Genomic DNA, 9,686 nt, shown 5'->3' with positions numbered 1-9,686 from the left:
AAAAATAGTTGACATTTTATTTTTTAAAAGATATACTATAGTCAAATATATGTGACATAATCAAATAAGGAGGAAGAATGAATCGTGTGAAAGAATTCCGCAAGGAATTGGGCATATCCCAGCTCGAACTTGCAAAGGATATCGGTGTCTCTAGACAAACCATCAACATGATTGAGAATGACAAGTACAATCCTACTCTAGAACTCTGTCTCAATCTCGCTCGTAGTCTCCAAACAGACCTCAACAGTCTTTTTTGGGAAGATGATTTTTAACAAAAGGAGAAAAAATGAAAAAAGAAACCTTCACTGAAAAACTGATCAAACGCACATATGGTATTTCTGGACCACTTGATGAACACAAGCAACGTGAGGCTGACCGCATCGGAAATAAAATCTTTATGGTTCTCTTTTATCTCATGATTTTGGGCAATCTCATTCCCTTTGTCCTTGCTTATAAATATCCACAAATCGTCGCATTTGGATATCCAATCATCATTTTTCTGGTTTCTATGGTTTGTGCTATCTATGTTAGCATTCAAACTAAAAAAACAGGTATTACTGCTATCGACCCTGATATGCTGAGCCAGAAAGAACAAAAACAATTGCGCTACCCTGGTCTTAAAGCTGGTCTAGTCTATGGAGTTTTTATGTTCTTTGGCATGCCACTTCTCAATGTCTTAACGGATGATGGCAAGAACTATTTCAACTCTCTTTTCAATCTAGGTCATTTCACATCAATTCTTTTCGCAGCCTTCTTTTTCGGATTAATGATGCAACTTGTCGTCTGGCTTCGCATTCGAAAAGCCAAAAAAGATCAAGACGACTATTAGGAGGAAACTTATGAAATCATTACAAACTTTAATTCTCAGTCATATTTTGGTCAGCATCTTTGTTACCTTTTTCCTAGTTTATGGTCAAGTTACGCGTCCTTTTCTGATAGTCTTCCTTTTAGCCCTTCCGGTCTTGAATAAGGGACAAAGGTTTCAGAAAATCACATCAAAAAAAATACGTCTCTTAAACGCATCTCTCTGCTTTATCCTCGTATCTCTCCCACAACTAATTACGAATTCTATGGATTGGAGATATCTCCTATTTCTAACCATCTGTATCATTTTTAGTTTGGTCTACTTCTATACTCTCTATCAACTCTTTAAAGAAGTTAAGCAAAAAGAATGTTATTAATCGCTCTAAAAATCACCCCCTAACACTTCCTCGTGCTAGGGGTTCTTTTAGTTCCTTAAATATCGTATATACTCTACTAGTACGTAGATGAGGATTGTTAAACAAATGATAGTTTCTAGCCAAACGGCGAGGTTGAGGACCGGAAACTGCAGAATGCCTTGGGACATTTTCAATGAAGTTGCTGTGATGATGGTTGGAAAGGTTAGGGCTGAGAAGGCTGGTTGGAAACCTTGTTTTAAAATCCTTGGCAAGCGACTAAGGACAAAGAAAAAGAAGGTCTGTGATGCAAGGATCATAACTAGTAAAATCCAACTAGGAAGACTGTATCCTCCTACTCTCACTAATGCTGCCAAAAGGAGAGAAAATGGAGCACAATAGATTCCTTCTTGCCCCAGCAAAGCGAGCGGCAACGGATTTTTCCTCAAATCTTGATAAATTAGAGGGTAAAGGATAAGGGTTAAGATAAAACCAAAAATCCAAGCTCCATAGGCAATCCCAACAATCCCCACCACGGGGTAGGTCAAGCTCGCTACTGCTATTCCTACATAAAGAACTGTCCAAGTTGGTGTTGCACTGGCCCTTTGTTTAACCAAGGCATAGTTCTTTGTAAAGTATGAGATGAGATAAACATCTAGAAGAAAAGCAAACCACCAGAGAATCTGTGCAACAATGCTCATGTTCGGGGGTAAGATTCGTAATAAATACGTTGATAAAATCATCCCTGCCATGGGAAAGGTTGCCATTCCTGACAAAACAGGGGCTTTCTTTAATTCCTGCTTACTTTCATGCCAGTTATTGAGGTGGCTCACCCAAAAATAAAACCACAAAATCAAGCCTGACAAACTAAAGATGTGTGATAAAAGCGGAAAAATATCCAAAATGAGATTTCCTGCTCCAGCCAATCCCAATAAACAACCTGAAAAGGCTAAGGGGAGTTTTTTCATACCAACCTCCGAAAATGACGTTACTATCAGTATAGCATAAATAAAGCTCAGTTAGACAAGCCTTCATCAATTTTTTTTGGCTATAAAACGATTGTCCCCTTTTAAAATACTCACTAACAATAATGATTAAAATAAATTCATCAAAAAAGTACCTATCACTTGATAGGTACTCTTTTGACATTTCATTCTATAGCTTGGTTAGCCTTTAAAGGTTACGATAGTCGCTCCAGAACCACCTGCATTTTGTGGCGCATAGCCAAAGCTCTTGACTTGCTTGTTTCTTTGGAGGTATTTGGTTACTCCTTCACGGATGACTCCTGTACCGATACCATGGATGATGTCTACTTGAGCCATATTGTTGAGTAGAGCTTGGTCGATAAAGGCATCCAAGGCTTCCATAGCTTCCTCATAACGTTTGCCACGAAGGTCTAGTCGAGCCTGTGGACCTTTACCACCTGCCCGTTTGACAACGTTGACTTGTTTTTTCTTGACTGGTGCTTCTTGCTGAGCCTGAACCAAGTCAAACTCTCTTTCCTCAAGGGTCATCTTAATCAAGCCAACTTGAGCCTCCCAGCGACCATCCTTGAGTTGATTGGTCAAGGTACCTCGTTGACCATAGCTTAAAACGATGATATCATCCCCAACTCTTGGAGCTCGTTTTTTCTTAGCCTTTTGGAGGACTTTATTTTTAGAAAGATCAACTTTTTCAGGTGCTAACTTCTTGAGTTTGGCCTTGGCTTCGATAATTTCATGTGGTTTTAGTTGAGATTTACTGTGAAGATTTTTTAGAATATCATCACTTTCTGCCAGAGCTAAGTCAACAATCTCCGCAGCTTGCTCACGCGCCTTATTGAGTTCAGTTTCCTTTTCACGATTGAGCTCGTTATAAAGTTTTTTAAGGGCACGATTCATCTTGAGGTTTTCTTGCTCGACTTGGCGAATATTTTCAAGACGTTTACGGCTTTCAAGCGTCTGCTCTTCCAATTGCTCAATAATACGATTGACATCATTGTCTTGGTTAATCTGCTTGCTAGCGTCACCTACGATGACATCTGACAAGCCGAGACGTTTAGCAATCTCAAAGGCGTTGCTTCGACCAGGTACGCCTTGCATAAAGCGATAGGTCGGGCGCAAACTAGCTGTATCAAACTCCATGCTGGCATTCTGAACATAAGCCGTTTCAATCCCATAGGCCTTGAGTTCAGGATAGTGAGTGGTTGCCATAGTCTTGACCTGACGCAAGCGCAAGTCTTCTAGGATAGACATGGCAAGGGCTGCACCTTCTTGGGGGTCTGTTCCTGCTCCAAGCTCATCTAGCAACAAAAGCGAGTTTTGATTGACCTTACCAAGAATATCAACGATATTGGTCATGTGACTAGAGAAGGTTGAAAGACTTTGTTCGATGGATTGTTCGTCTCCAATATCCGCAAAGACCTCCTCAAAAATTCCCACACGACTTCCCTTATCCGCCAAAATCGGCAAACCTGACTGAGCCATCAATTGCGTCAAACCTAAGGTTTTAAGCATAATGGTCTTACCACCCGTATTGGGACCAGTGATGACGATGGCTGTTAGATCTTTACCAAAGTGTACATCATTAGCAACAGCATTTTGCACCAAGGGATGACGAACATGGAGGAGTTGAATCTCCTGGTCCTCAGAGACTTGAGGAACTACTGCTCCTGTCTCTTGGATAAAGCGAACCTTAGCCCGAATCAAGTCTAAATGTCCGATAATCCAGGCATCATTAGCAATTTCAGCCGCATGAGGTCGCACTCGCTCAGAGAGTTCCTGAAGAATGCGCATCATCTCATAGCGTTCGTCTGCACGTAGACTTGCGATTTCTTCACTCAGCTTGACTACTTCACGCGGTTCGATATAGACAGTGTTCCCGCTGGCAGAAATATCATGAACCACACCAGCAATCTTATTACGATAGGTATTTTTGACTGGAAGAACTTGGCGACCATTTCTACTAGCGATGATACCTTCTGTCAACATCTGAGCCTTTTGTTTGAGAAGTTCTTGCAAGACGTCACGAACTTGGCTCTCGCTATCATGGATTTTACGACGGATTCGTGCTAGTTCTTCACTAGCAAAATTCTCAATAAATCCAGCTTCATTGATGGCTTGGAGATTTCCCTGCAGATGTGGAAAATCATGAAGTTTCTCAAACCAATTTGCCAAGTGGTCCAAGCGGACATTTTCAAGATTATCATAGAAGTTTTTGAGTTCACGGCTGGCAAATATGACACGTTTGAGAAGGAGAAATTCCTCTATGTTGAGATCAGCACCCATCTCCAAACGTTTGCAGGTAGCCGCAATATCTTTTGTTGCCGAAATACTGAAATGAGGATGCTCAACAAAGAGTTCTTGCATCTCCTTCATCTCTGCAAAGGCCTGTCTAATTTTATCAGCTTTATCTGTTGGGACTAGCTCTTTTAACTGTTCTAGTCCTTGTTCCGTCAAAAGATGAGGTTCAAATAAAGCCTTGACCTTGTTAAATTCTAACGTTTCTAGTATTTTTGTATTCATCTTATTTCCTTAGTATAAAAAGTTATGGCTTTTCTTATTTTCAACTCTTTAAATCAATCTCTTACTTTTCGAAATTGTAAACAAAAGGCTAGGAATAGTTCCCGCCCTTTTTAACCGATTATTTTAGTAACCCAAAGCTGTTTAATAAAATTAGTTGTGAATGGAATGCTTTGGATGATATGTCTAGCTACAAAGCTATTTTCAAGTGAATTTTGAACAATTTGTAATGGCACAGTTGCGAGAATCGTTAGCATCATCTGGAAGACAAACAAGGTCACACCGATTGATAGCACACCCGCACCGATACGGTAGTATGTCCCATCAAGTATCTTACTTGGTACTAGGTTTAGAAAAAGACCAAGCAAACGGCCGATGCAGTAAAAAATCGTAAAGGCTAAGAGGAAGCCGACACCTGCATAAAAAACCTTATCTAGTTGGAAAAGTTGATTGGATGGGAAAAAGAAAGTTCCCTGTCCTTCCTGCGGATTAGCATAAGGGATTAATAAATTGAACTTCTGCCCTAAAGCTAGGTAATATTTGCTTGCAAAATAAGCAGAGACAATCGTTGCTACAAGATAATATGCTTGCAAAATAATTCCTCTGCGGTAGCCAATATAAAAGCTCCAAGCAAGGATTAATAAGAGTAGAATGGAAATCATAGGGAATCCTCAATCTTACTCTGCTCTTGTTTAGCCGCAACCACTTTATAACGGAGCGATTCTAACTCTTGCTCCTTGTCATCAAATTCAATCTCACGGCTGAGCTGTGTTGACAAGCAGTTAACCGCTAAGAGAATAGCTACTGTCTCATCATCAGCTCCAGGCATTTGTTCTTTGATTGCTTCATACTTTTCCGTCGCAACTTTAGCAATCTCCTCCATGAAAAGATTGTCATGTTCAGTTGTCAGCGTTAATGTTTTTTTCCCAAATGTAAACTTGAATCGATTTAAATTTGCCATAAAATTCACCTCAAGATATTATACCAAATTTCACTAAGTTTGTCAGTTTTTTCCAATTCTAGCGCTTTTATGGTACAATAAAGACTATGGCAAGTATCACATTAACTCCGAGCGAAAAGGAAATTCAGGCTTTTGTTCAAGAACATGAACAAGCACTCACTCCTAGTAAAAATCCTTATATTCGCTACTTTTTAAAACTTCCTCAAGCCAGCGTTTTCGTCTATACATCTGGGAAAGTCCTCTTGCAAGGAGAAGCTGCTGAAAGCTATGCTAGCTTTTTTGGTTATCAAGTAGCACAAATAGTTAGTGGGCAAAATTTCCCCTTGATTGGAACAGATGAGGTTGGAAATGGTTCCTACTTCGGTGGTCTGGCTGTAGTGGCGTCATTTGTAACTCCTAATCAGCATGACTTTTTACGAAAACTCGGGGTTGGAGATTCTAAAACACTAACTGACCAAAAGATTCGTCAGCTTGCCCCCCTTCTTAAGGAGAAGATTCGGCATCAAGCACTCCTTCTTTCGCCAAGTAAGTATAACGAAGTCATTGGTGAGCGCTATAATGCTGTTTCTGTCAAGGTAGCTCTTCACAATCAAGCAATCTTTCTCCTCCTTCAAAAAGGAGTCCAACCAGAAAAGATTGTCATTGATGCCTTTACGAGTGCTCAAAACTATGATAAGTACTTAAAAAATGAAGCCAATCATTTCTCAAATCCAGTTACACTTGAGGAAAAAGCTGAAAGTAAATACTTGGCTGTAGCAGTTAGCTCCATCATAGCGCGTGACCTCTTCCTAGAAAATCTTGAAAGCCTAGGGCAAGAGTTAGGTTACAAACTTCCTAGTGGTGCTGGTGCTGCTTCTGATAAGGTTGCCAGTCAAATATTAAAAGCATATGGAATGAAGGGCCTTAATTTCTGCGCCAAACTTCATTTTAAAAATACTGAAAAAGCCAAAAAACTTCTATAGAGGTGAACCATGAAATATTTTAAATCATTTATAAGAGAGTGGGGAGTTTTCTTCCTAATTATTGCCTTAGTAGGTCTCAGCCGTCTCTTTCTCTGGAGCAATGTTCGTGTAGAAGGACACTCTATGGACCCTACTCTAGCTGATGGAGAAATTCTCTTCGTTGTCAAACATCTCCCTATCGATCGCTTTGATATAGTTGTCGCTCATGAGGATGAAGGGAATAAAGATATCGTGAAGCGAGTCATCGGATTGCCAGGTGATACCATCCGTTACGAAAATGATAAGCTCTACATCAACAATCAAGAAACCGATGAGCCTTACCTAGCAGATTATCTCAAACGCTTTAAAGAGGATAAACTCCAATCAACCTATACCGGAGATAGCTGGGATGGGAAAAAAGGCGAGTACTTCAGAAGTCTTGCTGAAAAAGCTGATGCCTTTACCTTAGATGTTAACTTCAATACTAGCTTTACCTTCACTGTTCCAGAAGGACAATACCTCCTACTTGGTGATGACCGTCTGGTATCTAGTGATAGCCGACATGTTGGTACTTTTAAAGCAAAAGATATTATTGGAGAGGCAAAATTCCGTTTCTGGCCACTCAAACGTATCGGAACATTTTAAGAACACTAAGAGGCCGAGAACACGAATCTCAGCCTCTTCTCATTCTATTCTGAATGATAGATTTCATTCAGGAATGTAAAGGAATTATATGGAAGTCTATTTTACAGGTAAGATTGAACGTATTATTTTTGAAAATGTCAGTAATTTTTATCGTATTCTCCTCCTAGATATCGAAGACACCAATGCTGAGGACTTTGATGATTTCGAGATCATTGTTACAGGGACCATGGCTGATGTTATCGAGGGAGAAGAATACACTTTCTGGGGACAGATTGTCCAACACTCCAAATACGGAGAACAACTGCAGATTTCCCGTTACGAAAGAGCAAAACCAACTAGTAAGGGATTGGTCAAATATTTCTCTAGTAGTCATTTCAAAGGGATTGGTCTCAAAACTGCTCAGAAGATTGTGGAACTCTATGGAGAAAATACCATTGATGAAATCCTAGAACATCCTGAAAAACTTGAGACTATCTCAGGGCTGTCTTCAAAAAGTCGTGAGGCCTTTGTATCCACACTCCGTCTCAACTACGGGACTGAAATGGTTTTAGCCAAGCTTGCCAACTACGGAATCCCTAATAAATTAGCTATTCAAATTCAGGATACCTACAAAGAGGAAACTATCGATATCGTTGAAAATTATCCCTACCAGTTGGTAGAAGATATCAAGGGTTTGGGTTTTACCATCGCAGACCAATTGGCGCAAGAATTGGGCATTGAAAGTCAGGCACCTGAACGTTTCCGAGCAGGACTCATTCATAGCCTTTTAAACGCTTGTATGGAAAGTGGGGATACTTATGTTGAAGCCAGAGATCTATTGGAGAAGACTCTAAATCTACTTGAATCCTCACGTCCCGTGGAATTAGAGCCCAGCCAACTCGCTCAAGAATTGTCCAATCTCATTGAAGAAGAAAAAGTCCAACAAGTTGATACGAGAATCTTTGACAACAGCCTCTTTTTCGCTGAAGAGGGAATTCACAATCACCTCATTCGCATCCTTGAAAAAGAAGAACCCAATAAACATGAAATAGAAATCATCCAGGATCATATCGCAACTGTTGAGGAAGAATTAGGCATTCAATACGATGCCTTTCAAAAGCAGGCTATCTGCGACGCTATCCAAAACAAGGTCTTTATCCTGACAGGTGGACCTGGTACCGGAAAAACCACTGTTATCAATGGGATTATTGCCGTCTATGCTCTATTAGAAGGACTGGACCTTCGAAAGAAAAGTAATCTACCTATTCTCCTTGCTGCTCCAACCGGTCGTGCAGCACGTCGTATGAATGAACTAACAGGCTTGCCGAGTGCAACCATTCACCGCCACTTGGGTATGACTGGTGACGACGACACAAGCCATTTAGAAGATTATCTAGATGCTGACTTTATCATCGTAGACGAGTTCTCTATGGTAGATACTTGGCTAGCCAATCAACTTTTCTCAAATATTTCCTCTACTAGTAAAATTCTCATCGTTGGAGATAGTGATCAGTTGCCATCGGTTAGCCCAGGTCAAGTTCTGGCTGACTTACTCCAAATTCCAAGTATTCCGCAAACACGCTTGGAAAGAATCTACCGTCAGAGCGAAGAATCAACCATTGTCACACTTGCGAGTCAGATTCGTCAGGGAATTTTACCTGCAGATTTCACTCAGAAAAAGGCAGACCGTTCCTACTTTGAAATCGCTAGCAACCAGATCCCAGCGACCATTGAAAAAATCCTAGACGCTGCCATCAGAAGTGGCATCCCTGCACGAGACATCCAAGTTCTAGCTCCTATGTATCGTGGAGCAGCAGGAATCGATTCCATCAATCAACTCATGCAAGAACTGCTCAATCCTCTTCAAAAGGGACAGATTAGTTTTGAAGCAAGTCAGTTTCAGTATCGTAGTGGTGATAAGGTCATTCATTTGGTTAACGATGCAGAAGTCAACGTTTTTAACGGAGACTTAGGCTACATCACGGACCTCATTCCTGGAAAATACACTGAATCTAAACAAGATGAAATGATGATTGATTTTGATGGGAACGAAGTCGTCTATCCACGCAACGAATGGTATAAAATTCGTCTTGCCTACGCCATGAGTATCCATAAATCTCAAGGAAGTGAATTCCCCGTTGTGTTTCTTCCCATCACCAGTGCTAGCAAGCGTATGCTGGAGCGTAACCTTATCTACACTGCTATTACTCGGGCTAAAAGCAAACTCATTCTACTCGGTGAACTTCAAGCCTTTGATTATGCGACTAAACATATCGGAACTGCTCGAAAAACCTATCTGATTGAACGTTTCAGCGACTTAACTGAAAGCTCTCAAGAAGTAAATGAGCCAATTCTTGAAACAGAAAACCAGATTGATCCTCATCAACCTTACATCCTAACTGAAGATAACTGGACTAGTATCCCAGCCATGATTGGGATTAGCCAAGATGACCTTGAGGAGTTTTTCGGAAAATAAAGCACAAAAAAACCACCGAATCCGGTG

The 9,686-nt window shown here is 40.6% G+C and carries 10 protein-coding genes; 6 read left to right on the top strand and 4 right to left on the bottom strand.

The features are described from left to right. The first annotated feature begins 77 nt into the window (after nucleotides 1-77). The 3 genes from I1J71_RS05675 to I1J71_RS05665 are packed head-to-tail and all read left to right on the top strand — an operon-like array spanning nucleotide 78 to nucleotide 1,181. Complete coding sequence (locus I1J71_RS05675) at nucleotides 78-272, top strand: helix-turn-helix transcriptional regulator (RefSeq protein ID WP_001082470.1); 195 nt, start codon at nucleotides 78-80, stop codon at nucleotides 270-272. A 14-nt stretch (nucleotides 273-286) separates the two neighbouring features. Next, nucleotides 287-829 carry a DUF6773 family protein gene (locus I1J71_RS05670; protein WP_195184042.1) on the top strand — a complete coding sequence of 181 codons (543 nt, stop codon included), beginning with the start codon at nucleotides 287-289 and terminating at the stop codon, nucleotides 827-829. Between the two features lie 10 nt (nucleotides 830-839). Then, nucleotides 840-1,181 carry a hypothetical protein gene (locus I1J71_RS05665; protein WP_195184041.1) on the top strand — a complete coding sequence of 114 codons (342 nt, stop codon included), beginning with the start codon at nucleotides 840-842 and terminating at the stop codon, nucleotides 1,179-1,181. Nucleotides 1,182-1,228: 47 nt separating this feature from the next. Here the strand turns inward: I1J71_RS05665 and I1J71_RS05660 are convergent, their stop codons facing one another. The 4 genes from I1J71_RS05660 to zapA form a co-directional block, all read right to left on the bottom strand. Next, nucleotides 1,229-2,125: a TDT family transporter gene (locus tag I1J71_RS05660; protein WP_195184040.1), complete on the bottom strand. Its 897-nt coding sequence runs from the start codon at nucleotides 2,123-2,125 to the stop codon at nucleotides 1,229-1,231. A gap of 198 nt (nucleotides 2,126-2,323) precedes the next feature. Further along, nucleotides 2,324-4,660 carry an endonuclease MutS2 gene (locus I1J71_RS05655; protein WP_195184039.1) on the bottom strand — a complete coding sequence of 779 codons (2,337 nt, stop codon included), beginning with the start codon at nucleotides 4,658-4,660 and terminating at the stop codon, nucleotides 2,324-2,326. A gap of 110 nt (nucleotides 4,661-4,770) precedes the next feature. Further along, nucleotides 4,771-5,319 carry a CvpA family protein gene (locus I1J71_RS05650; protein WP_195184038.1) on the bottom strand — a complete coding sequence of 183 codons (549 nt, stop codon included), beginning with the start codon at nucleotides 5,317-5,319 and terminating at the stop codon, nucleotides 4,771-4,773. Continuing rightward, nucleotides 5,316-5,618 (bottom strand): cell division protein ZapA, encoded by a 303-nt coding sequence (zapA, locus tag I1J71_RS05645; RefSeq protein ID WP_004252047.1) that lies wholly within the window; start codon nucleotides 5,616-5,618, stop codon nucleotides 5,316-5,318. The genes I1J71_RS05650 and zapA overlap by 4 nt, the downstream gene beginning before the upstream one ends. An 86-nt stretch (nucleotides 5,619-5,704) precedes the next feature. Here zapA and rnhC point away from each other — a divergent pair, with 86 nt between their 5' ends. The 3 genes from rnhC (at nucleotide 5,705) to I1J71_RS05630 (ending at nucleotide 9,659) form a co-directional block, all read left to right on the top strand. Next, nucleotides 5,705-6,580: a ribonuclease HIII gene (gene rnhC, locus I1J71_RS05640; RefSeq protein ID WP_195184037.1), complete on the top strand. Its 876-nt coding sequence runs from the start codon at nucleotides 5,705-5,707 to the stop codon at nucleotides 6,578-6,580. A gap of 9 nt (nucleotides 6,581-6,589) precedes the next feature. After that, a complete protein-coding gene (lepB, locus tag I1J71_RS05635) occupies nucleotides 6,590-7,204 on the top strand; it encodes a signal peptidase I (protein WP_195184036.1) in 615 nt (204 codons plus the stop codon). Between the two features lie 88 nt (nucleotides 7,205-7,292). Next, on the top strand, nucleotides 7,293-9,659 hold the full coding sequence (locus I1J71_RS05630; RefSeq protein ID WP_195184035.1) for an ATP-dependent RecD-like DNA helicase: 2,367 nt from the start codon (nucleotides 7,293-7,295) through the stop codon (nucleotides 9,657-9,659). Nucleotides 9,660-9,686 lie beyond the last annotated feature (27 nt).

Source organism: Streptococcus infantis (genome assembly GCF_015546995.1).
GTDB lineage: Bacteria > Bacillota > Bacilli > Lactobacillales > Streptococcaceae > Streptococcus > Streptococcus infantis_J.
Note: the sequence above shows the minus strand (reverse complement) of the source record. Positions and strands in the feature narration are given on the sequence as shown.

Bases quoted from the DNA above. Each gene is read 5' to 3' on its own strand.
- I1J71_RS05675 (WP_001082470.1), top strand. From the start codon at position 78: ATGAATCGTGTGAAAGAATTCCGCAAGGAATTGGGCATATCCCAGCTC.
- I1J71_RS05670 (WP_195184042.1), top strand. From the start codon at position 287: ATGAAAAAAGAAACCTTCACTGAAAAACTGATCAAACGCACATATGGT.
- I1J71_RS05665 (WP_195184041.1), top strand. From the start codon at position 840: ATGAAATCATTACAAACTTTAATTCTCAGTCATATTTTGGTCAGCATC.
- I1J71_RS05660 (WP_195184040.1), bottom strand. From the start codon at position 2,125: ATGAAAAAACTCCCCTTAGCCTTTTCAGGTTGTTTATTGGGATTGGCT.
- I1J71_RS05655 (WP_195184039.1), bottom strand. From the start codon at position 4,660: ATGAATACAAAAATACTAGAAACGTTAGAATTTAACAAGGTCAAGGCT.
- I1J71_RS05650 (WP_195184038.1), bottom strand. From the start codon at position 5,319: ATGATTTCCATTCTACTCTTATTAATCCTTGCTTGGAGCTTTTATATT.
- zapA (WP_004252047.1), bottom strand. From the start codon at position 5,618: ATGGCAAATTTAAATCGATTCAAGTTTACATTTGGGAAAAAAACATTA.
- rnhC (WP_195184037.1), top strand. From the start codon at position 5,705: ATGGCAAGTATCACATTAACTCCGAGCGAAAAGGAAATTCAGGCTTTT.
- lepB (WP_195184036.1), top strand. From the start codon at position 6,590: ATGAAATATTTTAAATCATTTATAAGAGAGTGGGGAGTTTTCTTCCTA.
- I1J71_RS05630 (WP_195184035.1), top strand. From the start codon at position 7,293: ATGGAAGTCTATTTTACAGGTAAGATTGAACGTATTATTTTTGAAAAT.